The 24,753-nt window shown below is 69.2% G+C and carries 26 protein-coding genes, 7 pseudogenes and 1 riboswitch; of the genes and pseudogenes, 13 read left to right on the top strand and 20 right to left on the bottom strand.

Annotated features, from left to right (window positions below; all coding sequences use genetic code 11):
• Positions 1 to 170 precede the first annotated feature (170 nt).
• From Ae717Ps2_RS32790 to Ae717Ps2_RS32775, 5 genes and pseudogenes are all read left to right on the top strand, one after another.
• Positions 171 to 521: a hypothetical protein gene (locus Ae717Ps2_RS32790; protein ID WP_075313257.1), complete on the top strand. Its 351-nt coding sequence runs from the start codon at positions 171 to 173 to the stop codon at positions 519 to 521.
• Positions 518 to 1,075 carry a DUF6879 family protein gene (locus Ae717Ps2_RS32785; RefSeq protein WP_075313258.1) on the top strand — a complete coding sequence of 186 codons (558 nt, stop codon included), beginning with the start codon at positions 518 to 520 and terminating at the stop codon, positions 1,073 to 1,075. The genes Ae717Ps2_RS32790 and Ae717Ps2_RS32785 overlap by 4 nt, the downstream gene beginning before the upstream one ends.
• A 6-nt stretch (positions 1,076 to 1,081) precedes the next feature.
• Positions 1,082 to 1,957 (top strand): DUF5753 domain-containing protein, encoded by an 876-nt coding sequence (locus Ae717Ps2_RS32780; RefSeq protein ID WP_075313259.1) that lies wholly within the window; start codon positions 1,082 to 1,084, stop codon positions 1,955 to 1,957.
• On the top strand, positions 1,954 to 2,100 hold the full coding sequence (locus tag Ae717Ps2_RS37770; RefSeq protein WP_158071578.1) for a hypothetical protein: 147 nt from the start codon (positions 1,954 to 1,956) through the stop codon (positions 2,098 to 2,100). The genes Ae717Ps2_RS32780 and Ae717Ps2_RS37770 overlap by 4 nt, the downstream gene beginning before the upstream one ends.
• A 249-nt stretch (positions 2,101 to 2,349) precedes the next feature.
• A pseudogene (locus Ae717Ps2_RS32775) lies at positions 2,350 to 2,526 on the top strand (hypothetical protein); the annotation flags it as partial.
• 15 nt (positions 2,527 to 2,541) lie between these two features.
• Here Ae717Ps2_RS32775 and Ae717Ps2_RS32765 read toward each other — a convergent pair.
• Positions 2,542 to 3,158, bottom strand: a pseudogene (locus tag Ae717Ps2_RS32765) (transposase); the annotation flags it as partial.
• A gap of 80 nt (positions 3,159 to 3,238) precedes the next feature.
• Positions 3,239 to 4,210 carry an IS30 family transposase gene (locus Ae717Ps2_RS32760; protein ID WP_075313287.1) on the bottom strand — a complete coding sequence of 324 codons (972 nt, stop codon included), beginning with the start codon at positions 4,208 to 4,210 and terminating at the stop codon, positions 3,239 to 3,241.
• A gap of 43 nt (positions 4,211 to 4,253) precedes the next feature.
• On the opposite strand from Ae717Ps2_RS32760, the gene Ae717Ps2_RS32755 reads away from it, so the two are divergent.
• Entirely contained in the window at positions 4,254 to 4,499 is a 246-nt protein-coding gene (locus tag Ae717Ps2_RS32755) for an integrase core domain-containing protein (protein WP_158071577.1), read from the top strand.
• Here Ae717Ps2_RS32755 and Ae717Ps2_RS32750 read toward each other — a convergent pair.
• The 3 genes from Ae717Ps2_RS32750 to Ae717Ps2_RS32740 form a co-directional block, all read right to left on the bottom strand.
• Positions 4,464 to 4,709: an MnhB domain-containing protein gene (locus Ae717Ps2_RS32750; RefSeq protein ID WP_075334512.1), complete on the bottom strand. Its 246-nt coding sequence runs from the start codon at positions 4,707 to 4,709 to the stop codon at positions 4,464 to 4,466. The two genes, Ae717Ps2_RS32755 and Ae717Ps2_RS32750, sit on opposite strands and share 36 nt — an antisense overlap.
• Positions 4,710 to 4,921: 212 nt before the next feature.
• The gene (locus Ae717Ps2_RS32745) at positions 4,922 to 5,389 is read right to left on the bottom strand and encodes a hypothetical protein (RefSeq protein WP_139319127.1); all 468 of its coding nucleotides are present in this window, start codon (positions 5,387 to 5,389) and stop codon (positions 4,922 to 4,924) included.
• A complete protein-coding gene (locus tag Ae717Ps2_RS32740) occupies positions 5,386 to 7,083 on the bottom strand; it encodes a cytochrome bc complex cytochrome b subunit (protein ID WP_075334816.1) in 1,698 nt (565 codons plus the stop codon). The genes Ae717Ps2_RS32745 and Ae717Ps2_RS32740 overlap by 4 nt, the downstream gene beginning before the upstream one ends.
• Before the next feature lie 469 nt (positions 7,084 to 7,552).
• Positions 7,553 to 7,653: riboswitch (guanidine-I (ykkC/yxkD leader) on the bottom strand.
• Positions 7,654 to 8,025: 372 nt separating this feature from the next.
• On the opposite strand from Ae717Ps2_RS32740, the gene Ae717Ps2_RS32735 reads away from it, so the two are divergent.
• Positions 8,026 to 9,309, top strand: coding sequence for an IS256 family transposase (locus tag Ae717Ps2_RS32735; protein ID WP_075334815.1), 1,284 nt, complete (start codon positions 8,026 to 8,028; stop codon positions 9,307 to 9,309).
• 459 nt (positions 9,310 to 9,768) lie between these two features.
• Here Ae717Ps2_RS32735 and Ae717Ps2_RS39970 read toward each other — a convergent pair whose 3' ends face one another.
• From Ae717Ps2_RS39970 to Ae717Ps2_RS32720, 4 genes are all read right to left on the bottom strand, one after another.
• Positions 9,769 to 9,903 carry a hypothetical protein gene (locus Ae717Ps2_RS39970; RefSeq protein ID WP_255407990.1) on the bottom strand — a complete coding sequence of 45 codons (135 nt, stop codon included), beginning with the start codon at positions 9,901 to 9,903 and terminating at the stop codon, positions 9,769 to 9,771.
• Between the two features lie 314 nt (positions 9,904 to 10,217).
• Positions 10,218 to 10,589 (bottom strand): hypothetical protein, encoded by a 372-nt coding sequence (locus Ae717Ps2_RS32730; RefSeq protein ID WP_075334526.1) that lies wholly within the window; start codon positions 10,587 to 10,589, stop codon positions 10,218 to 10,220.
• Between the two features lie 490 nt (positions 10,590 to 11,079).
• Positions 11,080 to 11,736 carry an META domain-containing protein gene (locus tag Ae717Ps2_RS40135; RefSeq protein ID WP_075334527.1) on the bottom strand — a complete coding sequence of 219 codons (657 nt, stop codon included), beginning with the start codon at positions 11,734 to 11,736 and terminating at the stop codon, positions 11,080 to 11,082.
• A gap of 214 nt (positions 11,737 to 11,950) precedes the next feature.
• Positions 11,951 to 12,583: a plasmid pRiA4b ORF-3 family protein gene (locus Ae717Ps2_RS32720; RefSeq protein ID WP_083702652.1), complete on the bottom strand. Its 633-nt coding sequence runs from the start codon at positions 12,581 to 12,583 to the stop codon at positions 11,951 to 11,953.
• Positions 12,584 to 12,765: 182 nt separating this feature from the next.
• On the opposite strand from Ae717Ps2_RS32720, the pseudogene Ae717Ps2_RS32715 reads away from it, so the two are divergent.
• Positions 12,766 to 14,048: pseudogene (locus Ae717Ps2_RS32715) on the top strand (IS256 family transposase).
• 129 nt (positions 14,049 to 14,177) lie between these two features.
• Here the strand turns inward: Ae717Ps2_RS32715 and Ae717Ps2_RS39685 are convergent.
• From Ae717Ps2_RS39685 to Ae717Ps2_RS32700, 3 genes and pseudogenes are all read right to left on the bottom strand, one after another.
• Positions 14,178 to 14,825 (bottom strand): annotated as a pseudogene (locus Ae717Ps2_RS39685) (IS3 family transposase); the annotation flags it as partial.
• A complete protein-coding gene (locus tag Ae717Ps2_RS32705) occupies positions 14,822 to 15,133 on the bottom strand; it encodes a transposase (protein WP_158071584.1) in 312 nt (103 codons plus the stop codon). The gene Ae717Ps2_RS32705 and the pseudogene Ae717Ps2_RS39685, both read right to left, overlap by 4 nt.
• A 70-nt stretch (positions 15,134 to 15,203) precedes the next feature.
• A pseudogene (locus Ae717Ps2_RS32700) lies at positions 15,204 to 15,592 on the bottom strand (RtcB family protein); the annotation flags it as partial.
• Between the two features lie 6 nt (positions 15,593 to 15,598).
• Between Ae717Ps2_RS32700 and Ae717Ps2_RS32695 the strand changes: the two are divergent.
• The 4 genes and pseudogenes from Ae717Ps2_RS32695 to Ae717Ps2_RS36875 form a co-directional block, all read left to right on the top strand.
• A complete protein-coding gene (locus Ae717Ps2_RS32695; protein WP_075334814.1) occupies positions 15,599 to 16,114 on the top strand; it encodes an ISAs1 family transposase in 516 nt (171 codons plus the stop codon).
• 879 nt (positions 16,115 to 16,993) lie between these two features.
• Positions 16,994 to 17,104: pseudogene (locus Ae717Ps2_RS40695) on the top strand (helix-turn-helix domain-containing protein); the annotation flags it as partial.
• Between the two features lie 237 nt (positions 17,105 to 17,341).
• On the top strand, positions 17,342 to 17,593 hold the full coding sequence (locus Ae717Ps2_RS39680) for a hypothetical protein (RefSeq protein ID WP_233147880.1): 252 nt from the start codon (positions 17,342 to 17,344) through the stop codon (positions 17,591 to 17,593).
• 949 nt (positions 17,594 to 18,542) lie between these two features.
• Positions 18,543 to 18,692: pseudogene (locus Ae717Ps2_RS36875) on the top strand (IS5/IS1182 family transposase); the annotation flags it as partial.
• Here Ae717Ps2_RS36875 and Ae717Ps2_RS32680 read toward each other — a convergent pair.
• From Ae717Ps2_RS32680 to Ae717Ps2_RS32655, 6 genes are all read right to left on the bottom strand, one after another.
• Positions 18,682 to 19,152 carry a hypothetical protein gene (locus Ae717Ps2_RS32680; protein WP_075334812.1) on the bottom strand — a complete coding sequence of 157 codons (471 nt, stop codon included), beginning with the start codon at positions 19,150 to 19,152 and terminating at the stop codon, positions 18,682 to 18,684. The pseudogene Ae717Ps2_RS36875 and the gene Ae717Ps2_RS32680 sit on opposite strands and share 11 nt — an antisense overlap.
• 49 nt (positions 19,153 to 19,201) lie before the next feature.
• Entirely contained in the window at positions 19,202 to 19,420 is a 219-nt protein-coding gene (locus tag Ae717Ps2_RS38615; RefSeq protein ID WP_198932382.1) for an RRQRL motif-containing zinc-binding protein, read from the bottom strand.
• A 151-nt stretch (positions 19,421 to 19,571) separates the two neighbouring features.
• A complete protein-coding gene (locus tag Ae717Ps2_RS32670; RefSeq protein ID WP_075334811.1) occupies positions 19,572 to 20,744 on the bottom strand; it encodes a hypothetical protein in 1,173 nt (390 codons plus the stop codon).
• Positions 20,711 to 21,688, bottom strand: coding sequence for a hypothetical protein (locus tag Ae717Ps2_RS32665; RefSeq protein ID WP_158071616.1), 978 nt, complete (start codon positions 21,686 to 21,688; stop codon positions 20,711 to 20,713). Before Ae717Ps2_RS32665 ends, Ae717Ps2_RS32670 begins: the two co-directional genes overlap by 34 nt.
• Positions 21,689 to 21,918: 230 nt before the next feature.
• Positions 21,919 to 22,575, bottom strand: a complete 657-nt coding sequence (locus Ae717Ps2_RS37760) for a hypothetical protein (protein ID WP_075334809.1) — start codon at positions 22,573 to 22,575, stop codon at positions 21,919 to 21,921.
• A gap of 121 nt (positions 22,576 to 22,696) precedes the next feature.
• The gene (locus tag Ae717Ps2_RS32655; RefSeq protein WP_143510867.1) at positions 22,697 to 23,248 is read right to left on the bottom strand and encodes a hypothetical protein; all 552 of its coding nucleotides are present in this window, start codon (positions 23,246 to 23,248) and stop codon (positions 22,697 to 22,699) included.
• Positions 23,249 to 23,268: 20 nt separating this feature from the next.
• On the opposite strand from Ae717Ps2_RS32655, the gene Ae717Ps2_RS32650 reads away from it, so the two are divergent.
• The gene (locus tag Ae717Ps2_RS32650) at positions 23,269 to 23,730 is read left to right on the top strand and encodes a hypothetical protein (RefSeq protein WP_143510865.1); all 462 of its coding nucleotides are present in this window, start codon (positions 23,269 to 23,271) and stop codon (positions 23,728 to 23,730) included.
• Here the strand turns inward: Ae717Ps2_RS32650 and Ae717Ps2_RS32645 are convergent.
• Positions 23,712 to 24,152 carry a hypothetical protein gene (locus tag Ae717Ps2_RS32645; protein ID WP_075334806.1) on the bottom strand — a complete coding sequence of 147 codons (441 nt, stop codon included), beginning with the start codon at positions 24,150 to 24,152 and terminating at the stop codon, positions 23,712 to 23,714. The genes Ae717Ps2_RS32650 and Ae717Ps2_RS32645 overlap by 19 nt on opposite strands.
• Before the next feature lie 124 nt (positions 24,153 to 24,276).
• Entirely contained in the window at positions 24,277 to 24,582 is a 306-nt protein-coding gene (locus Ae717Ps2_RS32640; protein ID WP_075334805.1) for a hypothetical protein, read from the bottom strand.
• Between the last annotated feature and the right edge of the window lie 171 nt (positions 24,583 to 24,753).

Here is a 24,753-nt window from a genome sequence, read left to right as displayed (position 1 = left end):
ACCGAGCAACGCGACGTACGCGTACGCGCGCGACGCCGGAAATTTCTCGACGGCTCCCGCACTCGTCGACCGGGATCCTGCGCCGGGTCTCGCCGGCGTCGTTGCCAGCCCGACTAGTCGCGCTTAGTCTTCGGAGTACTAGGATCACGGCTCAACGGAAGGCGGACCTCATGGGCATGCAGCTGCTCGCCGGGACGATGGAGTGCCGCAACGGCAACTGTCCGACCGCGTGGCTCACCGAGCGCGGCTCGGTGATTGTGCAGGGCTATGTCGCGACGCCCCAGCTGGTGAGGGTGCCGCGCGACCTGATCGAGCGCGCCGCGCGTGAGCTCGTGATGCACGGTGTTGAGCCAGGAGCGGTGCCGGCGCCGCGCTCGACTGCCCTCCGGGCGGCGGGGGAGTGGTTCGAGGTCGCCGGCACACCCACGACGCTGCGCTGTCCTGCTGGCGAGCGTGCGCACGAGGTACCAGCACTGGCTGTTCTGGCCGCTGCCGCCGAGTCGACGAGGGAGGCCGTATGACCCCCGAGGACCTGAACGAGCTCTACCGCACCTACCGGGAGTCGGCGTTCCGGCTCGAGTGCCGCGACACCTACGCGATCCCCGGCGAGGACCCCGACTTCGACGCCTTCCTCGCGCACGAGTCGTTCCCGGCGCGCACGGTCGACGACGACGAGTGGCTGGCCAACGTCCACGCCCAGGTCGGCCGGGGCAAGTACTTCGGCCGCGTCCGCCTGCTCGGCCACCCGGTCACCGACTACACGCGGTTCCAGCTGCTCTGCTACCCCCGCGAGAACCTCCCGGCGGGGGAGGAGGTCCGGATCCTCGACCGGCACTGGCTCGGCTCGGATGACGGATGGACCCACCAGGACTTCTGGATGTTCGACGAGCGCATCGTCGTGCTGCAGCACTTCGACGACGAGGGGCACTTCCTCGGCGTCTCCGAGGGCGGGGATCCCGCCCCCTACATCGCCATCCGCCGACGGGCCGTCGAGCTGTCGGTGCCCTTCGACCAGTACCGCCTGGTCCCGGCCCCGCGCACTGGCGCCGAGACCCCTGAGCACGCTGCGAGCTAAGCACCCTTGACTCGCGCCGAGATCCACCCTCAGCACCAGCGCCTGGCGGCGCGCTTGAAGGAGCTCCGCCAGGCCGCTGGGCTGTCGGCCGCTGCCCTCGGGCAGCCTTTCGGCTGGTCACAGAGCAAGACCTCCAAGATGGAGAACGGCACCTCCGCCCTGGTCATCGCAGATATCCACCAGTGGCTCGACCGGGTCCAGGCCAGCGACGACGAACGCACCGAGGTGCTCGCCCTGGCCCGCGAGACCGGTACCCGCGTACGTCCCTGGCGCGACGCCGACCGCCCGGATGCCGCGACCCAGCAGGACGCGCGAGGCCGCCGCGACACCGAGACCAGCGGAATCGGGGTGTTCCAGTCCGAAGTGGTGCCCGGACTGCTGCAGACCCCCGAGTACGCCCGCCGCCTGCGTGAGGTCCACACCCTGCTCCCGGCCGACGAGATCCCGGCCGCGGTGCTGGCGCTGATGAACCGCCAGACCGTGCTCTTCGACGAGACCAAGCAGTTCGACCTGGTCATCACCGAGACCGCGCTGCGCTGGCGCCCGGGCTCGGTCGCGCTCTCACTCGCCCAGCTCGACCGCATCGCCACCCTGGCCGGACTGCCCAACGTCCGCATCGGCGTCCTGTCACGCGAGACCCAGGAGCGCACCGCCGCGCGCCCGCTGCACTCGTTCGTGGTGCTGCGCTATGCCGACGCGCCGTCGACCGTGGAGATCGAGACCCTCACCGCCGAGCAGGAAGTCACCGAGCCCGCCGACGTGGAGCTCTACGAGCAGTTCCTCGCCGAGCAGCAAGGCCTCGCCGAGCACGGCCCGGCGCTCCTGGCTCTACTCGACCGGATCCGCGACGACCTCAGGCAGCTCACCTCGAACGGCTCATGACCGGCACCCCGGTCATGCCCGGCGACGAGTTGCCCGACGACGACTATCTGACCTGGTCCTGCGGGGTGTGCGGGCTGTGCACCCAGGGCGGACGCCGGGGGCTGCGGCTGCACATGGACACCGTCCACCCGGAACCGTCGTGACCGGGGCCCGCCTCCCCGTCCGGACCACGACGACGAGTTAGTCGCAGATCGCGACTAGGTCCGCGACTCGGTAAATCTGCTGGTCGCGGGACATATGTGCGCACTCGGTGCGGTAGGACGGGAATCAGGGCGCGACTCCCGACTAGTCGTCGACTAGTCTTGAGTGCAGAGAGGCCCCGGCGGCTGGCACCGCCGAGGCCTCAGAGCGGACTACCAAACCGATCCCCTGCATGAGGAAGTCAGGCGCCCATGAAGACCGTACCCAGCACGCGCCGCACGCCGGTCATGCCGGTCGTCGACCGCGCGTCGCGGCTGCCCTGCGCCGCCCCTGACAACGTCGAGCTGTTCTTCCCGGTCGGCACCAGCGGACCGGCCCTGCAGCAGACCGCCGAGGCCAAGACGCTCTGCATGAGCTGCCCGATCCTGCAGGCCTGCCGCGAGGACGCCCTCGCCCGGCCCGCCCACTTCGCCCACGGAGTGGTGGGTCCGTGGCGCCCCTTGGGTGTTGTCCTCGGCGTGGACGGCCCTGATCCGCTCCGCGAGCTCGACATCGGCCCGGGCACGCTCGTCGCGTGCCGGGGCGGCCTTGACCCAGGCGTAGTAGGACGAGCGCTCGATCTCGACGAGCTCACAGAGTCGCTTCACCTCGAAGGTGGCGGAGTTGTCGGCGACGAACTGGAAGCGACTCACCAGCGCGTCTCCCCGGCGAAATACTTGGCCGCCCGCTGAAGGATCTCCCGCTCGGTCGTGAGCTTGGTGGTCTCGATCTCGAGCTCGTCCACCCTCGCTTCAAGCCGGGCGATCTTCTGGGCCGGCGTCTCATCGGTCGGCGCCGACGGGCTCGTCGTCGTGGCCGTCCTCGACTGCAGCGGGCTGGAGGTCGGTGTCCGGTCAGCGGCGGTCTTCCTGCCGGTCCCGTAGACCTCGAGCCAGTGCCGCAGCGTCCCGCGCACGATGCCGAGGTCCTCGGCGATACCGCGGACCGTGGCGCCCGGGGTGGACTCGTACAAGTCCACGGCCTGACGACGGAACTCCTCGGAGTAGCTCTTCCTGGCCATGATTCTCAGATCATCTCGCTTCCCCAGCACCAAGTGCTGGATTCAGCGTGTCCAAGAACCGGGGTCAGGCCCCGGCGAATTCAGGCGGTTGAAGCATCTAGCTCAACGAGTTCGGCGAATATCTCGGAGGGCTTCTTCCAGTTGTGGATTTTACGGGGTCGGTCGTTGATGTCGCAAGCCACCATCGCCAGGTATTTCGGGTCCGAGGTGATGTCCGTGCCTTTCGGGAAGTACTCGCGGACGATGCGGTTGAGGTTCTCGTTGCTGCCGCGTTCCCACGGCGAGTGTGGGTGGGCGAGGTACACCGGCATCGAGCCCTTGGTGACGGTGGCGTGGCCGGCCATCTCGGCACCGCAGTCCCAGGTCAGTGAGGCCCGCATGTGCGCGGGCAGACCGCTGGTGGCGGCGATGACCCCACGGCCGACGGTGAGCGCGTCGCGGCCGGTCAGGGGCACGAGGACCAGGAACCGGGAGGTGCGCTCGACCAGCGTGGCGACGGCGGTCTTGCCGTTCTTGCCGATGACCAGGTCACCCTCCCAGTGGCCGGGCACGGCGCGCCCCTGGGCGTCGGCGGGGCGGGCGTCGATGTAGGTCGGGTCCTTGATCCGCGGGGCCGGTGGGGGCTTGGCGCCGCCTCGTCGGGCGGTGCGCCCGGACCGTAGCGCGAGCAGCTCGCGGGCCAGCGTGGACACCGGGGTGGCATAGATCCACTGGTAGATCGCCTCGTGAGACACCCGACAAGCCTCGTCATCGGGGTGCTCGGTCGGCAACCGGCCCGCGATCGAGGCCGGTGACCAGCCACCACGCAACAGAGCATGCACGATCCCGCGCAACCGCGGGTGACGGTCCACCGCGAACTGCTTCGGCCGCTCCCGCGCCGCCAGGGCCCGTTCCTGCGCTGCCGCGGCCCGGTACTCGTAGCGTCCGCCGTGACGACGGACCTCACGAGAGATCACCGACCGATCACGACCCACCACCGAGGCGATCTGCTTGTAGGACAAGCCCTCCGCGAGACCCCTCGAGATCTCCTCCCGATCCGACAACATCAACATCTCACGCACGGAACATCCTGTCCCGCCGAACAACCAAGATCAAGTGCTACGACCGGCTGAACTCGCCGCCACCTGCTTCGACAACGCCGTCGCCGAGTCGTTCTTCGCCAGCTACAAGAAAGAACTCATCCACACCCGGCCATGGAACGACGTCACCGAGGTCCGACAGCAGACATTCGTGTGGATCGAGAGCTACTACAACCGTCGCAGACGGCACTCCACCCTCGGATACTTGACACCCACCGAATACGAGCTAGGATTCAGGAAAATAACCGACTTGGCAGCCTAAACCGGCGTCAAAGAAATCGGGAACACTCCAACCCATGATCACGGGCGGGTGGACCTGCGTCACTCCTCGCCCCGCGGGCTCGCCGCTGGCGATGTGGCGAAGGACGAACGCGAGGCCAGCTACAAGCCCGCCGGAGAACCCGCCCCCCGGGCCGTAGTGTCCGCCGACCAGCAGGTAGATCGAGTACAACAGCATGACGGGGAACAGCATACGGGCAACGGGAACCAGCGGGGAGATGTAACCTTCCGGCCCGGGTCCGCCGCCCGGCGACTCGTCGTCCACAGCGGGTGTCCCTCTGCCTGGAGATGGGGTGTACGCCCGAGGCGCTCTCCATCCCACCGGTTCCTGCCACCTGCCCGGGGAGGCGCGGGCGTCGACCGTCCACTCGGTCACCGGTTCGCCTGCGGGCCCGGGCGAGGTCTTCACCGAGTTCCTCGAGTGTGCCAGGGTTTCGCGGTGTCGAGTGGGAGGTCACCGGGCGCGATCCTGAGGGTGAAATGGGTGGCAGCCCGGTACTCGATGGGGAGTTCCTGCAGTAGAGGCGCTACGACGGTGACCACCGACTTCGCGTGGATGGGGCCGAACACCGCGATCGCCCATTGCCGGGCTTCTGCGTCAGGTAGGGCCAGCGGGGCGCCGCTGGCTTTGTCCGTCCGTGTCACCGCCAACCGCCATTCCGACATGCTGCTGTCTACCCGGTGGACGGCCGAGCAGAGTGAGAGAACGTCACCGTTCCGGCTGATGCGTGCGTAGGCGAGCTCGGTTCCAGGGTCGACCCTGTTCACGTCGAACGCGTCGCGGAGGTGGAAAACGACGTCGGGAAAGCGCTCCTGCAACGCATCGATCTCCCGGTCTTCCAAATGGTCACGTCGCCGGAGCCATCGGATCATGGCGCAGCCCCCCGCCCGGCGGAGCGCTCAGCCCGCTGCGCCGCCTCCGGAGCGTCGACGCCGGCCCTGGCCCGTTCGTCGGCCTCGGCCCGTTCCCGGTCCCGCAGCTCCTGCCGGGCGCGTACGAGCGCCGCAGTCTCCGCGGGCGGGTCCGGGCTGAACAGGCTGCCGGGCACCGGCCTCCCGGCAGCGCCCAGCTGGTTCATCCGCTTCGGCACCGAGGCGCCCTGGTAGTCGAGCACGACCGGGTGGCCGTCCTTGTCGAGACCGGCCAGCGGCTGGTGTAGCTCGACATACTGGCCGTGTGGGAGCCGCGTGATGATGCCGGTCTCCAGGCCGTGCTCCAGCACCGCGCGGTCGGAGTTCTGCAACCCGATGCACCAGCGGTAGGCCACCCAGTACACGATCGGCGGCACGATCAGCAGCCCGAGCCGCCCCGCCCAGGTCGTCGCGTTGAGCGAGACGTGGAAGAACAGCGCGATCCAGTCGTTGAACCCGCAGAGCACCAACCATAGGTAGAACGCGATCGCCATCGCCCCCAGCGCCGTCCGGACAGGCACGTCCCGGGGCCGCTGGAGCAGGTTGTGGTGCGCCTGGTCGCCGGTGAACCTCCGCTCGATCCTCGGATACGCGGACGCCACGGCGAACAACACGGGCAGGAACGCCGCGGTCGGCAGGAACGCCGACGGGATGGTGTACGTGTCGAACAGGTAGAATTCCCACGGCGGGAAGATCCGCCCCATCCCTTCGGAGAAGAGCATATAGAAGTCGGGCTGCGACCCGGCCGAGACGTGCGAGGGATCGTAGGGCCCGAAGAACCAGATGCGGTTGATCTCGAAGAGTCCGGCGATTAGCACCAGGACACCGGTGACGACGAAAAAGAACGCGCCACCCTTGGCGGCGAACTGCGGCATGATGCGCACACCAACGACGTTGTTCTCTGTCCGACCGACGCCGGGGAACTGGGTATGCTTCTGGTACCACACCAACCCCAAGTGCACCGCGATCAGCGCGAGGATGACCCCGGGCAGGATCAGCACGTGAATGATGTAGAGCCGCGGGATGATCTCCATTCCCATGAACTCGCCACCGAACAACGCCCAGTGCACCCAGGTGCCGACCACGGGCACGGACAAGGTGATACCGGAGGCGATGCGCAGACCGACCCCGGAGAGCATCTCGTCGGGCAGCGAGTAGCCGGTGAAACCGGCAAAGGTGCCGAGTAGGATCAGGTTCACCCCGATCACCCAGTTCGCCTCACGCGGCTTGCGGAATGCTCCGGTGAAATACACACGGAACATGTGACAGATCATCGAAGCGACGAACAGCAGCGCCGACCAGTGGTGGAGCTGCCGCATGAACAGGCCGCCGCGCACCTCGAACGTCAGCTCGAGGGCCGACTCATAGGCCCTTGACATGTGCACTCCGCGCAGCGGGTCGTAGGGGCCGTTGTAAACGACCTCCTCCATCGAGGGATCGAAGAACAGCGCCAGGTACACGCCCGACAGAAGAACGATGATGAAGCTGTAGAGAGCAATCTCGCCCAGCATGAACGACCAATGGGTCGGGAAGACCTTGTTGAACTGCTTCCGCAACCCGGCCGCATAAGCGAAACGCTCGTCGGCCTGATCGAGCACCACTGCGCTCGTCCCCGGCGGCTTCGGTCTCTTCGCCAACGCATCGGTTGAGTTCATATCTTGGAGCTTCCTCCTCGAATACTCAGTGAGGGCCAGATTACAGACGCGATGCCACCCCGGCTCCTGCACGGATCGTCAATGACGTTCGGTGGACCAGATCGGCCCACTCTGTGTGAACGTGTTTGAGAAGCCCGCGCAGCAGTGGCTCTCGCGTGGCCGTAAGGCCAAGACTGGCGGGACTTCTGCAGGTCGCCCGAGCGGAGCACCGGTGCGACGCGGATATCGGACGTCACTTTGAGCGCTTCTCAAACACGCTCTGAGGGAATCGACCCGTAGGGCCGCGTAGGGCCGTCTGCCGCCCGGGAACGGCAAAACCGGCCGTGGGCACCACCGGGGCGTGGCACCTGTCGACCAGGAACTATGACCCTGCACCGGTCCACAGTAAAGGACGGCAAGCCGGTGACGGACACGGTCGGAAGCCCTCTCGCCAGACACCAGCAGCGGGAGCGACTGATGCCAACCAGTTGCCTCCCGGGCTTTTGTCCCGCCGTGGGACGGCCTCGCGGCCGCCTGCATCTCTCGGACCAGACTCCCGAGGGACGGGACGGAACCCTAGACGCGCCCCACCATCGTGGTGGATCGCATCGGATTCTAGCCGATCGTCCGGTTCTCGTCGCATCAGCGCCTCACTGCGGGTCGGTGTTGCCGCCGAATCGCTCGCGCAGGTTGCGGGCCAGGCGCTGTCGCAGCAGATCGCCGTCGGCGTGGCGCTGGTGGCGCTCACGGCGTCAGTTCTCAGTACGTGCGAGGTCACGCCACGCCGTACCTGCTCTGACCAGCCCGAACATCAGGTTGGCAAAGGCTCACTGGTCCAGCTGGTCGCCACCGGAGCAATGCTTGAGACCTGTGGATGACTGTGGAGGGGCCGTACCCTTCCGGTGATCTTGAAGGCTCTCAAGCAAGACCGGCGCAGCAACGCTGGTCGGAAGGGCACGACCCATGCTCAGCGTAGTTCCCGAGGCCGGATCCGGTGACGAGGCCCGTGTGCAGGAGGGGCCGGCGTTGATCGACGAGCTCGTCCGCGAGGGCGCCCGCCGGATGCTCGCCCAGGCTCTGCAGGCCGAGGTCGACGACTACATCACCCGCCACAGCAACGAACGCGACGCCCACGGGCGGCGTCTGGTGGTGCGCAACGGCTCCCACGAGCCTCGCGAGGTGGTGACAGCCGCGGGCGCGGTGGCGGTGCGGGCGCCGCGGGTCGACGACCGCCGGATCGACCCCGCGACGGGCGAGCGGCGCCGGTTCTCCTCGGCGATCCTGCCGTCCTGGTGCCGCAGGACGCCGAAGATCACCGAGGTGCTGCCGCTGCTCTACCTGCACGGCCTCTCGTCGGGGGACTTCGTGCCCGCGCTGGGGCAGTTCCTCGGCTCCAACGCGGGCCTGTCCTCATCGACGGTCACCAGGCTGACCGAGACCTGGAAGACCGAGCAGCAGGCGTTCTCCCACCGGGACCTGTCCGGGGTGGACTACGTGTACGTGTGGGCCGACGGCATCCACGTCACCATCCGCCTCGCCGAGCACAAGTTGTGTCTGCTCGTGCTCATCGGAGTCCGCGCCGACGGGCACAAGGAGCTCGTCGCCCTCGTCGACGGCTACCGGGAAGCGACCGAGTCCTGGGCGGACCTGCTGCGCGACTGCGCGCGGCGCGGCATGCGCGCCCCCGTCCTGGCCGTCGGGGACGGCGCGCTCGGGTTCTGGGGCGCGCTACGGGAGGTGTTCCCCGAGACCCGTGAGCAGCGCTGCTGGGTGCACAAAACCGCCAACGTCCTCGCCGCCCTGCCCAAGTCGGCGCATCCGGGAGCGAAGAAGGCGCTGACCGAGATCTGGAACGTCGAAGACAAACACAAGGCCCTCGACGCCGTGACCTGCTTCGACGCCGCCTACGGGGCAAAGTTCGGCAAGGCCGTGGCGAAGGTCCGTGACGACCTCGATGAGTTGCTCGCCTTCTACGACTTCCCCGCCGAGCACTGGCAGTACCTACGCACCACGAACCCGATCGAGTCCACGTTCGCGACCGTCCGCCACCGCACCCGCGTCACCCGCGGGCCCGGCTCACGCACCGCCGGGCTCGCGATGGCGTTCAAACTCATCGAAGCCGCCCAGGACCGCTGGCGCGCCGTGAACGGCCCGCACCTGGTCGCGCTCGTCCGCGCCGGAGCAGTCTTCGAGGCCGGACGACTCGTTGAACGACCCGACGACCACACCCACACCGAAGCCGCCTAAAAGATCTTCATCCACAGGTCTTGACGATTGCTCGCCGGCGGATCCGGCGCGCGCCTGGGGTGCGGGCTGATCATGGTCTACCGCGACAGCATCGAGCGCCGTATGTCCGACGTTGAGGATCGCCTCGGCGACCGCGCGGGACAGAACACCGCGGCGTAGCAGCTCGGTGAAGTGATCGGTGAGCACTGCCGCTGCCCGGGAAAGGTCCTTGCCGGGCAGGTCAAAATCCTGGCGGGTGATGACCAGCACCTCACGAGCCCGCCGCGGCGACCCGATCGACGTCGATGACATGGGCACCATGACCGACATCCTATGTGACCGACCGTTGGCTGCTCACTGTTGGTGATCGAGGTCCCCGGTGTCGGTGATCGGGATGTTCCCGGTGAAGAAGCGGCGCGTGCGGACCACGATCCCCGAGCCGTCGGGGGGTAAGGCCCCGGCGTCCTCCGTGTGATGGGTTCAGGCAGCGGTGGGGTTGGTCGCGCGGACCGCCCCGATGAACTCGCCCGAGTAGTAGGGGCTGGACCAGATGTCGGGTTCGACCTTGACCACGTCCCCGGTCTGCGGGGCGTGCAGCATCTGCCCGTTGCCCAAGTAGAGTCCGGGCTGATCCGCTGTCCCCGGAGCCGCCACCGGGGGCCTGCCGGAGGGTTTCTGGATCGAGTCCAGTTTTATGGGGCGAGTGTAGAGGCGCCGGTTCGGGACGTTGTCGTTGCCGGGCTGTCGGGGATGTGGGAGAGCCCCGCCCCGGGGGTGGGCACCCTGTGGGTCAGTGCCGTGGTCCCTCGGGGCGGGGCTCTGTCCTGTGCGCGGTCTGTGTGCTGTTGGTGGGCAGAAGAGCAGACCGCGTGGTCGCCGGCGTGGTGAAGGTTGGGCCGTCGGCGAAGCAGTGCTGGGTGGTGCGGGTGTTACTTGTGGCCCTTGACGGTGTCTCCGGCGGCGCCGGCCTGGGCGCAGTTGTCGGACTGGTCGGTGACCGAGTCCCCGGACTTCGCGGTGCCGGATCCGAGGATCCCGAGTGCGCCGGTGAGCCCGTTCGCGGCGGCGGCGTCCTCGATGGGGACCTGCAGCCCGACGAGGTTGAGCGGGATGTTGTTGTTGCAGGCCTGGATCGGGACGTTGATGTTGTTGCCGTTGAGGCCGGCGATCAGGCCTTCGGCGCTCTTGTCGATCCCGTCACCGTGGTCACCGCTGTGGGTGCCGTGGGCCATCGCCACCGGGGAGAGCGCCATCAGCGATGCGGCCGAGGCGGCGACGACGATCCCGGTCTTCTTCCACATGGGGTATGTCCTCCTGGTTGTTGCTGGCACGTCGGATACGAGGGGAGCCCGTGCCAGCTGCAACGAGAGGGTTCAGGTCGGGAAACTACAGGTCAAACACTGTCACCCGGGTCGCGCGCGGCGCGCACGGACTGTTGCTGCGACAGCCGTCGCGACCACCCGTACAGGAGGTGTCTGGTCGGACAGGGGACACGGTCGTGTCACGCACCGTGGTCCTTCCTGGTGTGTCCTGATCTGTCCTGGTTCGCCACGGTCCGGCGACGTCCGGCGGCGTCCTGTGGGGTCGGGGGGGGCTGGGTGACGGGGTGGGCCGGGCCGTCGCCGGAGGGGTGGGCGGCCCGGCCCTGGTGGGCGGTCGCGGGTGGCGTGCGCTCCCCAGCGCGCCGGGTGGGTGCGACCGCTGCAGACCCGAACACCTTCAGTGTGACCTATCGCACTGCGCGGGGGAAGGGTGTTGTCGTGGGGGGGCGGTGCCGGGGTGTCAGGGGTGTCAGGGGTGGCGGGTCAGGACGGTGGTGGTGGTGTCGCCGGCGGGGCCGCGCAGGACGAGGGTGTTGTTGGTGATGTCGGCGTGGCTGGTCTGGGTGAGCCAGTCGGCGATGGGGACGTTCTCGCAGTTCATGAGGGTGGTCGGGTTGGCGGTGGCGGTGAATGTGTCGTCGGTGTGAACGCCCCAGGTGCCGGTCAGGTGGTTGCAGCCGTCGGAGCCGGTCCAGTGTCCGTCGGGGGTGAACTCGACGAACGCTCGCCCTGCGGTGGTGTCGTCCGCGGGGGTCCAGTGGCCGATCAGGGCCTGCTGCAGGGGATGCGCGGAGGGGGCATCGGTCGGCATCGGCAGCGTGGTAGCCGCGGCCGGGTCGGTCGGTGTGGTGAGTGCGGCGGGTGTGGCGGGGAGGGGTCCGACGGCGTGGGGGCCGTCGGTGTCGGTGGTGGTGGTGTCGGGTCGGGGCACGTGGACTCCTGCGGTGGGGTGCGGGGGCTGGTGCTGTCCGGGTTCCCAGACCTCGTAGTAGGGCTGCTCGGCCGCGGCGGGCTGGGTGGCGTCGGCGGTGGCGGTGCTGGTGGTGAGTGCGCCGGCGGTGGTGAGGGCGACGGCGGCGAGGAGCGCTGCGGCACCGGCGCGTCGTGCGCGGGAAGTCGTGTGCATGGGTTTCATTCCAACACGGTTACTGACGGGTAGGTCCAGCCGACAGTAGGTGACCTCGCCGCCTGCGGCGGAGCGACGGTAGGTGACCGCGAAGCCTTCGGCGGTGTCGCTGCTGCGGGCCGCGTCTCGGGGACGCGGGGGCGAGCCTCCTGGTCGCAGCCCCGGGCTCAGGCGGTAGGGCCCAGGTCGGCGTCCTCGGCACGGCCTGCGGGTGTCACAGCGTCAGGAGGGCGGTGTTGGTGGCGTCGAGGTCGAAGTGGTGGGGGTCGTACTGGTCTGATCCCCACCATTGGACTCGGTCGGTGTGTTCGGGGTGGTCGGGGTCGGCGAGTGCGTCGAGGAATGCGGCGTAGCCGGGTGTGCCGCCGACGTCTTCGGGTGGGCAGGCGCCGCGGCCGTCGATACAGCGTGGGTAGCGCACTGCGGGCTCGGCGGTGGTGAGCGCGGTGACGGTCAGGGTGTGGTGCCAGTTGTCGCCGAAGTCGTAGACGTAGTCGGCTTCCTGCCCGACCTGGAAGAGCTGGGCGAGGGTGACGGCCTGCTCGTCGTGGGTACGGTCGCCGAGGTCCCAGGCGGGGTCCCAGTCCGGGTCGGGGATGCCGTAGCAGGTGTCGTTGATGGTGAACTTGTGCAGGTGGGAGCTCTCCCACCCCATTGCTTCCTGGATGACCTGGTGCAGGACGGCGAGGGTGACCTCGGCGGGGACCTCGACGGTCCGGTGGACCTCGAGGTCGACCTCGAGTAGTGCGATCCCGATCCGGAAGATCGCCGACCGACCCGCCGTCGGCGCTGTCGAGGGAGCGACCGCGGGCACTGCCGCCGGTGCCGTGGTGTCTGTGTGGGGCATGGCTGCGATGGTCTCACCGTCTCGACCCAGCGGCAGGGCCTGGGTTCCGCAGTTGTCGCTCGGTGAAAGTGGAGCAATGCTTGAGACCTGTGGATGACTGTGGAGGGGCCGTACCCTTCCGGTGATCTTGAAGGCTCTCAAGCAAGACCGGCGCAGCAACGCTGGTCGGAAGGGCACGACCCATGCTCAGCGTAGTTCCCGAGGCCGGATCCGGTGACGAGGCCCGTGTGCAGGAGGGGCCGGCGTTGATCGACGAGCTCGTCCGCGAGGGCGCCCGCCGGATGCTCGCCCAGGCTCTGCAGGCCGAGGTCGACGACTACATCACCCGCCACAGCAACGAACGCGACGCCCACGGGCGGCGTCTGGTGGTGCGCAACGGCTCCCACGAGCCTCGCGAGGTGGTGACAGCCGCGGGCGCGGTGGCGGTGCGGGCGCCGCGGGTCGACGACCGCCGGATCGACCCCGCGACGGGCGAGCGGCGCCGGTTCTCCTCGGCGATCCTGCCGTCCTGGTGCCGCAGGACGCCGAAGATCACCGAGGTGCTGCCGCTGCTCTACCTGCACGGCCTCTCGTCGGGGGACTTCGTGCCCGCGCTGGGGCAGTTCCTCGGCTCCAACGCGGGCCTGTCCTCATCGACGGTCACCAGGCTGACCGAGACCTGGAAGACCGAGCAGCAGGCGTTCTCCCACCGGGACCTGTCCGGGGTGGACTACGTGTACGTGTGGGCCGACGGCATCCACGTCACCATCCGCCTCGCCGAGCACAAGTTGTGTCTGCTCGTGCTCATCGGAGTCCGCGCCGACGGGCACAAGGAGCTCGTCGCCCTCGTCGACGGCTACCGGGAAGCGACCGAGTCCTGGGCGGACCTGCTGCGCGACTGCGCGCGGCGCGGCATGCGCGCCCCCGTCCTGGCCGTCGGGGACGGCGCGCTCGGGTTCTGGGGCGCGCTACGGGAGGTGTTCCCCGAGACCCGTGAGCAGCGCTGCTGGGTGCACAAAACCGCCAACGTCCTCGCCGCCCTGCCCAAGTCGGCGCATCCGGGAGCGAAGAAGGCGCTGACCGAGATCTGGAACGTCGAAGACAAACACAAGGCCCTCGACGCCGTGACCTGCTTCGACGCCGCCTACGGGGCAAAGTTCGGCAAGGCCGTGGCGAAGGTCCGTGACGACCTCGATGAGTTGCTCGCCTTCTACGACTTCCCGCCGAGCACTGGCAGTACCTACGCACCACGAACCCGATCGAGTCCACGTTCGCGACCGTCCGCCACCGCACCCGCGTCACCCGCGGGCCCGGCTCACGCACCGCCGGGCTCGCGATGGCGTTCAAACTCATCGAAGCCGCCCAGGACCGCTGGCGCGCCGTGAACGGCCCGCACCTGGTCGCGCTCGTCCGCGCCGGAGCAGTCTTCGAGGCCGGACGACTCGTTGAACGACCCGACGACCACACCCACACCGAAGCCGCCTAAAAGATCTTCATCCACAGGTCTTGACGATTGCTCGCCGGCGGATCCGGCGCGCGCCTGGGGTGCGGGCTGATCATGGTCTACCGCGACAGCATCGAGCGCCGTATGTCCGACGTTGGACCCGGTCGACGGGGCGACACCGGCGTCGACCAGGCGCTGGGTGAACCGCAGCGCTGTGTACTGGGCTCCCTTGTCGCTGTGGAAGATCAACTGGCCGGGGCGCAGGTCCCGCGAGCGCAGGGCGTGGTTGAGCGCGGTGAGCACCAGCGCGGTCGTCGCACGGGAGTCGGTGGCCCAGCCGACGACCCGGTTGGAGAACGCGTCACGCACCGAGGCCATCCACAACACGCCCTCGCCGGTGACGATCCGGGTCAGATCGGCCACCCACACCCGGTTCGGCGCGGCCGCGGTGAAGTCGCGTTCGAGCAGGTCCGGCGCCGGCCGGTGGGCGGGGTTCTGCCGGGTCGAGCCGCCCTTCCAGCCGCGGCGCAGGTGGGCGCCCTGCAGGCCGTGCTCGCGCATGATCCGCTCGACGCGCTTGCGGCCGACGTGCACGCCTTGGCGGCGCAGCTCGAGCCAGACCCGCGGGGATCCGTAGGCGGTGGCGAACTCGCTGACCGAGCGGATCTTCACGATCTGTTCGAGGAGCACGGCGTCGTCGAGGTGGCGCTGAGAGGGGTTCGCGCGGCGGGTGCGCCAGTCGTAGTAGGTCGAGACCGGCACACCAAGGACCCGTAGTACGAGACCGGCGGGGAAGCCATGGGCGTCGACGAAGCTCATGACCACCTCCGGGTCGGGCCGATCTCGGAGGCGAAATAGGCGCTCGCCGCGCGCAGGACCTCGTTGACCCGCCGCAGCTCGGCGTTTTCCTTCGCCAGCCTGCGGTTCTCGGCGAGCATGTCGGTCGACGGCCGATCATGGCGCTCGCCGGTGTCGGCCTCGGCTTGGCGGACCCAGCTGCGCAGGGCCTCGTGATGCACCCCGAGCTGCTGCGCGAGCGTCCGGAACGTCGGGCGAGGGTCGGACTCCCGATACAGCCGAACCGCCCGTTCACGCAGCTCATCGGGGTACTTCTTCGGTGCAGTCACCAGTGCCTTCCTTCCTGGCTCTCAAGATCGAACCAGTGTTCAGACACTCCGGCAAAGCGGGGGAACCTCACAGCTCGATCATCACCCGCCGGTTGAGCCGCGCGTACTCCTGCGCCCAGTGCAGGTCGGCCCGGTAGGCGTCCATCTGCGGGGTGCCGGCGAGGAACACGGCCAGGTCGCGGTCGGGCAGCTCCTGGTTGTGCGGCAGCACCTTGGCCTTCTCGATGTGCAGGTTGGCCAGGATGTTGCCGATCCCCCGCGACCCGGAGTGCAGCATCAGCCAGACCCGGTCGTCGCCGTCGAGGCAGAGCTCCACAAAGTGATTTCCGCCCCGAGCGAGCCGAGCTGCTGGTGGGCCTTGCCACGCAGCTTGTCCTCGCTGGTCCAGGACGCATCGCGCAGATGGTGCAGCCGGTCGAAGCCGCGCCAGAACCCGGCCCAGTCGAGCTCGGTGGGCACTACCTGATGACGGTCAAGGCTAACCAGCCCACGCTGCTGGCCCGGCTGCGTGCGCTGCCCTGGAAGATGACCGGGCCGGCCGCCCGGCAGCGGGCCCGTGGCCACGGGCGGGTCGAGACCCGCACGATCAGCGTGCTCTCCCTGCAGCGGTGCCCGGACCGGGGCGGGGAGTTCTTCCCACACGCCGCCCAGGCCATCCGGCTCATCCGCCGGCGCCGCCCGCTACGTCCGGGCGCACGGTGGAAGACCGTGACCGTCTACGCGATCACCAGCCTGACCGCGTTCCAGGCAGACCCGATCTTGCTGGCCCGCTGGATCCGCGGGCACTGGAACATCGAGAACCGGCTGCACTGGGTCCGGGACGTCTCCTTCGACGAGGACCGCTCCCAGACCCGCACCGCAGCCGGACCGCAGGTCATGGCCGCCCTGCGCAACCTCGCGATCGCCGCACTCCGACTGACCGGGACCACCAACATCGCCGCCGGACTACGCCACCACGCCCGAGCGCCCACCGGCCCTTGACCACCTACAAGATCATCTGACGACTTTGCCGGGGCCCTGGCTGCGCCCCAGCTACACTCCAAGAACTATTCGAATCCCCCCAGGAGATCCAACTTCCGCCGCAGTCCAGGACAACGGCATGCGACCGGCAACGCTAACTCGATAGACTTGTTTTTTCAAACGCCATCAACCTTAAAGCTAAATTGACACGAACTCCCCACAATGATAGAGTCGCTTAGTCGCCCGGAGCCTATCAATTGCCTCTTCGAGTTCAGCACGGAAATCAGTCCTCCGCCCGCACTCCTTTGAATTCTCCAGACCCTGCGCAGCCACCGGAAGAGAGAGGGAAGAAGCCGTCCACAACCTTCCGAGAAGGCGATGTCATCAATCCACGACCTTTCCCTCTACGGTGACTCTACTTCTTCTGTCATGACCAGAAGTCCTGTCACTGCAAGCAAGATAAATAATATCGACCCGGTCGATACTGCGACAACTCGGAATCGCCTCGAGCGGCCACTAATGACTCTTAAGAGACGCTCCGAGTTCGCAATGTAACCGTATCCTGATCATCACTTCGCAGTAGCCCCGAACCTTCTCCGCGACTCTCCGACCTCTCGCTTGACCCATCGGATCAAAAAGACTCACTACTCAGTCCTCATTTCTTTACAGGACTCCATGCCATCTAGGCTGGCCGCTCGGTGTCCTGGGCTCGGTGCGACGGTGCGGTCAGTCGGATTGCGCGTTCTCGGTCCTGTCTGCTAGAAGGAATAGGGCCGCGGTGATTACTGCGGCGACTACAAGTAGAGTATAGGTGACGTCCCTCCGTAGCGTTCGGTGAGTTCAGCCGGTCGTAGCACTTGATCTTGGTTGTTCGGCGGGACAGGATGTTCCGTGCGTGAGATGTTGATGTTGTCGGATCGGGAGGAGATCTCGAGGGGTCTCGCGGAGGGCTTGTCCTACAAGCAGATCGCCTCGGTGGTGGGTCGTGATCGGTCGGTGATCTCTCGTGAGGTCCGTCGTCACGGCGGACGCTACGAGTACCGGGCCGCGGCAGCGCAGGAACGGGCCCTGGCGGCGCGGGAGCGGCGAAGCAGTTCGCGGTGGACCGTCACCGCGGTTGCGCGGGATCGTGCATGCTCTGTTGCGTGGTGGCTGGTCACCGGCCTCGATCGCGGGCCGGTTTGCCGACCGAGCACCCCGATGACGAGGCTTGTCGGGTGTCTCACGAGGCGATCTACCAGTGGATCTATGCCACCCGGTGTCCACGCTGGCCGCGAGCTGCTCGCGCTACGGTCCGGGCGCACCGCCCGACGAGGCGGCGCCAAGCCCCCACCGGCCCGCGGATCAAGGACCCGACCTACATCGACGCCGCCCGCCGACGCCCAGGGGCGCGCCGTGCCCGGCCACTGGGAGGGTGACCTGGTCATCGGCAAGAACGGCAAGACCGCCGTCGCCACGCTGGTCGAGCGCACCTCCCGGTTCCTGGTCCTCGTGCCCTGACCGGCCGCGACGCGCTCACCCGTCGGCCGTGGGGTCATCGCCGCCACCAGCGGTCTGCCGCGCACATGCGGGCCTCACTGACCTGGGGACTGCGGTGCCGAGATGGCCGGCCACGCCACGTCACCAAGGGCTCGATGCCGGTGTACCTCGCCCACCCACACTCGCGTGGGAACGCGGCAGCAACGAGAACCTCAACCGCATCGTCCGCGAGTACTTCCCGAAAGCACGGACATCACCTCGGACCCGAAATACCTGGCGATGGTGGCTTGCGACATCAACGACCGACCCCGTAAAATCCACAACTGGAAGAAGCCCTCCGAGATATTCGCCGAACTCGTTGAGCTAGATGCTTCAACCGCCTGAATTCGCCCACAACTCGGATACGTTCGATACACCGCCGCGCCGACAGCCCGCGGCACGCTGCGGATCTGTAGCGTGCCGCGGGCTGCACCGTGGGCGGAGAACCGCGGGCGATCTCGACGCCGGCGACGTGTCCGGGCATGCCGGACCTCGGGCCGCCGCCCATCGATCACTCCACACCCGGCCGCGGTGAGCTACCCAGCCAGGCCACCGTCATCAACATCGGACGGGAAGCGCCGCAGTACCACCACTCGTACCTCGGCCCCGCGGGTTCGGCTACTCGAATTCTTCCTCGGTGGACCGCCACGCCACCCGGCCGGTGCCCACAGCCACGATTCGTACTTCGTCGATCTCGACGTCGTCGACGCCCTCGATCGCGACCGGGATCGCTGCCTCCACCGTCGGATAGATCGTCGTGAACGCCGCGGCTGGTAGCCAGCCTTTTTCAACCTGACCGAGGACCCGCCGCGAAGCGGCGGCAGGGGCCCCGTCGGCAGCGGCCAGATCCCCGATGATGCAGGTCAGGCCGCCGCGGTCGCGGTCCGGGGAGGCCCACTCGACGGCTTGACCAGCACAAACGCCAGGTTGAAAAAGGCTCACTGCCCATGCCGAGGCCATGATCCAGTTCGCGATGATCCGGCTGATGGCCGCCCGCCTGGCCGGCGAGGAACTCGCCCCACCGACCAGCCCGGTCGAGATCGAAGCCGCCCGCCGGCTAGCAGAGGACCTCAAGAACTGATCGCCCAGGTTCCACAACACGCTCTCAGGGGGAGCTGGCTGATGTAGTCGATCCAGGCCCGGGCGTGATCGCCCTCGGGGCTGAAACGGGTCAGCGGGTGCTCTGAGTAGGCGAGGGCGGCCAGGCAGCGGTGCGCGGCGACCCGGGCGGCCGGATCGGTCCCGCGCCACCGCCAGGTCCTGAACAGGTCGTGTACCAGCCCTGCCGCCTCGATGAGGGTTCGTCCCTGCGGGGTCGTCGCGCCGTAGTTGGTGACCGCGTCGAGCAGCAGGAAGTGGACGTTGCTCAGGTCCTCGGGGTGGTCGACCTGTAGAAGTCGGGTCTGGCCGCCGAGTGCGTCGAGGACCGTGGTCCGGGTGTCGGGCGTGCGCCGACGTCCGAGCAGTCGTGCAAATCCGTTTTCCATGATGCTGCCTTTCTTGATTGCGGAAATGTTGGCGTGTGTGTTCGTGCTGTTCATCGGTGCTCCTCGGGTTGGTGGGCGGGCCGGGTGGCGCTGGGCTGGTCGGTCAGGCGGCCGTGGGGGTGGCGGTGCAGGGGGAGGCGCACTCCAGGCAGGAGCCGATCGAGCGGGGGATGCAGTAGCCGGCGTCGAGCCGGCAGATCGGGCAGCGCCGTCGTGCGGCCAGGGCCCGGTCCAGCGCTGCGAGCTGAGCCGGGGACGGGACCCGCTTCGGCCCCAGTTCGGCGGGATCCCACAGCAGCGCCCACCGGCGTCCGGGCGGCACACGACCTGCGCGACCGGGGCGGCTCCGCAGGGTGCCAGTCCGGCGGCACGCATCTGGCGGCGGGTCATCAGCCCGGCCGGAGCGGCGCGCCACCGCCAGGTCGGGAGCCCGTCCTGCAGCCACGCCGTCGGCTGCCAGCCCCACCGCTCGGTCATGACTCCGGCCCCCGTCGCGCGCTCATCGCTGCTGCCCGGCACCGGCGAGAGCGGCGTCCCACTGGCCGTGGCCGGCCTTGGTGACCAGTCCGAGGTCGGCCAGCGCGCTGAGGGCCTTCGACGCCGCCGACGTGGTGACCTCGGCCGCCCCGGCGATCGCGCCGGTGGCGCTGCCCGCCGCGCACGGCGTCGAGCACGGCGCGCTGGGTGCCCGAGAGGGCGTCGAGGTCGGCGGGCACCGCGCCGAGGACGGGAAGCGAACCCCGGACGGGCATGGGGATGATGTTGTCCCCGGTCAGCGCCGCGGGCACGGTGATCTGCGCCGGGTCGGCGAACACCGAGGAGACCGGGGAGCCCGGGGTGCTCGGCGTGGCCGGTGTGCCGCCGGGTGCGGGGTGGCCGGCCGCCTGCCGCCAGGCAGCGAGGCGGGCCAGCTGCTCGGTGAGCGCGTCGTCCTCGTCGACCGGGACCGGGCGGTGCGGCGCCATCGCGAGCTCGGAGTCCGAATCGAGGGTGGCCGAGTCGAGACCCTCGGCGTGGCGGGCCATGTCGGGGGCCCAGGCCACCCGCAGCATGGCCAGCCGCCCGGCGCCGGCGGAGAAGGCGTACCCGCCGCCGGTGGGCAGGACCGACGGGCTGATCTCCAGCCCGGCGACCACGGCGCGCTCGGACTTGTTGCTGTTGCGGAAGGCGAACAGGTTGCGGTTGGCGAGGTAGCCGCGCAGCGGGGACCGGTTGCCGTAGTCGGCCAGCAGCAGCGACTGGGTCCCGACGAGCAGGCCGATGCCGTACTTGCGCCCGATGCGCACCAGGCGCTCCAGGCGCTCGGCGAACTTCACCGAGACCAGCAGCGGGTCGCTGACCAGGCGCTGCAGCTCGTCGAGGATCCACTGCACGCCGGGGAAGGCGGGGCAGGGGTGGATCTCGCGGGCCGAGGGCTGGCGGGGGTCGGTCTTGGCGACGGGCCGCCCGTCGGTGCCGATGGTCAGGGTGGCCTTGACCATCGAGCGCACCTCCAGCAGCACCTCCAGCGCGGTGAGCTGGGCCAGGACGCCCTCGGGGCCGGCGGCCGACCAGTGCGCGACCTTCATCAGCAGCGGGGAGGACCCGCCCTCGGGGTCACCGTCGCCGAACATCAGGTGCCAGCTCCCGGAGCTGAGCAGGCCCATACCGACCGATTCGAGGAACGCCGACTTCCCCGAGCCGGGCTCCCCGGTGGCCAGGCCGTTGCGGCGCCGGCACGGTCCGCAGCGGTGTAGGTGGCGGTGTCGTCGCCGTCGGCGAACGCCCCGATCTCGACGCGGCCGTCGTGGTAGACGGGGCCGGTGTAGGGCACACCGTCGGCGAGCACGTCCCGCGTGATCACGGTCAGGTCGAACATCGACTCGTCGACGTCGCTGGGCTCCAGCACGATGCGCGAGCTGGGGCGCTGCAGCCCCGAGGCGATCCGGCCCCGCAGCGCATGGGCGGTGTCGAAGCTGGTCGAGCCCGGCACGGTGGCGACGGTGAAACGCACCGCCGCCGGCAGGACCTGCGGCTCGACGAGCTGGGAGTCCGGGATCGGACCGCGCTCAGCTGCGATGCGCTCCTCCCACCGCTGAACCATCTCCGCGATCTCCACCCGGCTCGTACCGGCGGCGGAGGCGGCCGTGCCCCGGGACCAGCGCGCGGCCTGGGCAGCCGCGTCCGGGCCGGGCTGGGGTACGGCGTGCGCGGCCTGCCAGCGCGAGCACAGCCCGATCGCCCCCAGCACCAGGACCGCCATCGCGGTCCACGACGCGGGCGAAAACAGCGAGACCACCCCGACCCACGCGGCCGCGGCGGTGGTGACGATCGCGAACCGGCGGTGGTGACCACCCAGCTGGCGGCGCCAGCCGATCGCGACCGCCGCGCCGGCCGCGCCGGTCACCCCGACCGCGACCGGTGCGGCCAGGATCGCGGCGGCGTCGCCGGCCCCCAGACGCAGCAGCTCGTGCAGGCCCCAGCCGACCCAGCCCAGAACAGCGACCCCGCCGACGGCGAGGAACGGCGCCCGCCGAGCCCGGACCCCCTGCTCGATCCGCGCCTCACGCACCAGGTGCTCACGCAGCGCCGCATCACCACGACGAGCCACCGTCCCCACTGACCGGCGCACCAGTTCTGATCCGGGCTTTGAGCTGCTAGGCGTGACGCTCATGCGAGTGCGCTCCTCCAGGTAGAAGAACCTTGCAAATCGTGCATCGACTGACGCAACGGTAGGCGTCCAGGGGAAATCTGGCAATCCTTGCGTTTGTGGCTTGGTGCCCCTGCTCCGCCACGCCGCGGATGTCCATCCTGTTGCTGGAGGCAGGGGCTGTTGTCGGGCTAGGAGGCGGTGCCCACGTAGGTGCCGTTGACGGTTCCGGCGATGGTGTCGTCGCTGAGGAGCTGGTCCTGGTGGGCGATGTGGCGGTCGAAGTGCTCACCGGCGCTCGTGGCGGTGCCGGCGGCGGTCTGGAAGCTCTCCAGCATCTGGCTGAGCTGGGCGATCGGCTCGCCGGCCACCCGCGGGCCCTCCAGGGCCGCGATGCTCTGCTCGATCTGCTGTGCGGCGTTCTCGGCGAGGGTGCGCATGGAATCGGCGAAGCGCTTCGCGGCGTGCGGGTCGAGGGTCTCGCCGCTGGCCATGTCGGTGGTGCTGGTGGTCATGGTGGGTGCCTCCGTGTTGAGGGTGTCGCCCCGGCCGGGGCTGGCCGGGGTGGTCTGGGGGTCCTGGATGATCTCCGCGTCGAGGACCTCCGCATCGCCGGCGTCAACCGCCACGACGTCGTCTCTCTCGTCCTGGCGGCCGCCGGCCATGAGGGTGAGCGGCGGGCGAGGGGTGTGCGGCTCGTCGACGATCTCGGCGTCGATGATCTCGTCGAGGTCGAGGTCGAGGTCGAGGTCGAGGTCGAGGTCGTCTGCCTCGGAGTGGTCGGCGGGGTCGTCGCGGTGGACCTGGGTGGTGGGGTCGACGTGGTGGACCTCGTGCACCTGCGTCACTCGCACGTCGATCGGTTCGCGGTGGTCCTCATGCGAGCCCGGGTCCGCAGCCCGGCCAGCCTGGTCGCCCGCGGCGCCGGTCGCGTAATTGCGGGTGCCAGCGGTTTCATATTCGTCGTCGTTATTGCTGGCAGAATTTTCGTGCTGCTCCGGGGTGCTTTCTGCGCCGCGGGCCGCCGGTCCGGTGGGGTCGGGTTTCGCTGGTGGGGTTGTCGTTGTTGGTTCCGGTGGCGTCGGTCGGTTCGTGGTCGACGATGTGGACCTTCTGCGTGTGCTCGCTCGGGACGTCCCGCTCGTCGGTGCTGGTGGTGGCGTTGGGTGTGGTGGTCGGGTCGGTCGTGGCGGGTCGGCGGGCGGCGGCGCGCTCGCGGTGGCGTTCGGCGGCCTGGTCCCAGGTGTCGGCCCACAGGCCGGCGAAGTAGGACCGGGCCGGGCCCCGGGGCTTGTCGGGTCGCGGGTGCGGGTGGGCGATCCGGTCGGCGATCCGGGACCCGATCGCGCTCCCGACGGTCTGACCGCCACGGGCCATGGCCCGCTCGTGAGCCTGCGCTGAACGCTGGCGGTGCGCGGCGATGCGCGGGGACTCGGTCCCCCTCGCGGTCGCTACGAGGTCGGTGACTCCGTAGCGGGTCAGGCCCCAGGCCATAAGCAGGGAAAACAGGACGATCTCCATGCTCTGATCACCCGAGCCCGTTGAACGCCGCGCCGACGTTCGCCATGCCGGTGGAGAAGGCGTCCATCACCGTCGAGAGCAGCGGTACGCCGGCGTCGATGACGATCGTGGGGGAGAGCGAGTGCGAGGAAGGCGTGCCAGCGCTTCGGCCGGGCCTTCCGCGGGTGGATGCCCTTGATGGCGACCTCCAGGGTCGCGACCAGGGCGAGGCCGGCGACGAGGGTGGAGGTGCCGATCCCGATCAGGGACCCGGTGGTGGTGCCGATGGTGCCCATCGCCCGGTTGATCAGGGCCCCGAGGACGCCTCCCACGACTCCGCCGAGGCCGAGGCCGGCGATGAGGAACAGGAGCACGGTGAACTTCGGGGCGTCCTTGTGGAACCACAGCCAGGCCCCCACGACGAGGAGAGTCCGGCGATGGTGAGCAGCGATCCGGTCATGATCGTTCCTTTCGTCGTGGCAGGTCAGAGACCGAGCCAGTAGGGGATGGTCAGCCAGTCCGGGATGAACCAGCCCAGGACTGGGAGCCCGTTGAGGGCGGTGGCGGTGGTCGAGACAGCGGCGACCGCGGCCGCGGCCCGCCCGGGGCGGGCGACGGCCCAGACCGACAGGTAGGCGACGGTCGAGACCGGGATGGCCGCGGTGTAGGTCCAGGCCAGTGCGACGCGGCGCTGCCAGCCGTCGGTGCGGGTACTCCACTCGCCGTGGCGTGCGTAGGCGATGTGGTCGAGCAGGGAGTTCGGGCGCTCGCGCACGAACCGCAGCTCGGAGACGAACTCGCGCCCGGCCCGCTGCATGCCCGTGTGCACCCGCTCGTGCAGCGAGCTCACCGCGCTCGACGTCGTCTCCGGGGTCGAGGAGGTCGGCTCGATCTCCTGGCCGGGCCACGCCGGCCCTGGCGCCACCGGTGCCCGGTCGGCCCGGGCGGGCTCGGCCGGACGGTCGGCGACGACGTGCAGGTCCGGGCGGGCTGGCGGCGGGGTGGACCGATCCGCTGGCGCAGGGGTTTCCCAGGGCAGGGGGTGGGGCTCATCGTGGGCTCCTCTCCACGCCGCCGGGCTGGTGGCGACGGCGCTGCTCGATCAGGGCCTCCCCGGCCCGCCAGACGTGGCGGGACAGGTCGTTGAGGGCCAGGTCCACGCCCTGGGGGTCGTAGACCTGCTGTGCGGCGGCGGCTGAGCGCAGGAAGTCCACGGCGGCGGCGAGCCGCTCGTGGCCGCTGTGCGCGGCTGCGGCGCGGTCGCGGGCCTTGTGCTCGATCCGATCGGCGAGGGTGGCCTCGGCGTGGGCCCGGCGCTGGCGCCGGCCCGCTCGGTTGCTGGTCGGGGTGCTCATGCCGCCTCGCTCCCGGCCTCGATGGCCGCGCTCTCGCAATTCTGCTGGCCGATTTGCTTGCTGTTCTGCACGCGGTCCTGCCTGCTGGTGGCGCTGTCGAGGTCCTCGTGAAGCACGGCCAGCAGGGCGCTGGCGCGGTCGGTGCCGATCGCGTGCCCGGCGGCCCGCAGC

The sequence above is a fragment of the Pseudonocardia sp. Ae717_Ps2 genome, from assembly GCF_001932475.1.
Lineage (GTDB): Bacteria > Actinomycetota > Actinomycetes > Mycobacteriales > Pseudonocardiaceae > Pseudonocardia.
The sequence above is the reverse complement of the archived record's forward strand: the minus strand, read 5'-3'. Positions and strand labels throughout refer to the sequence as shown.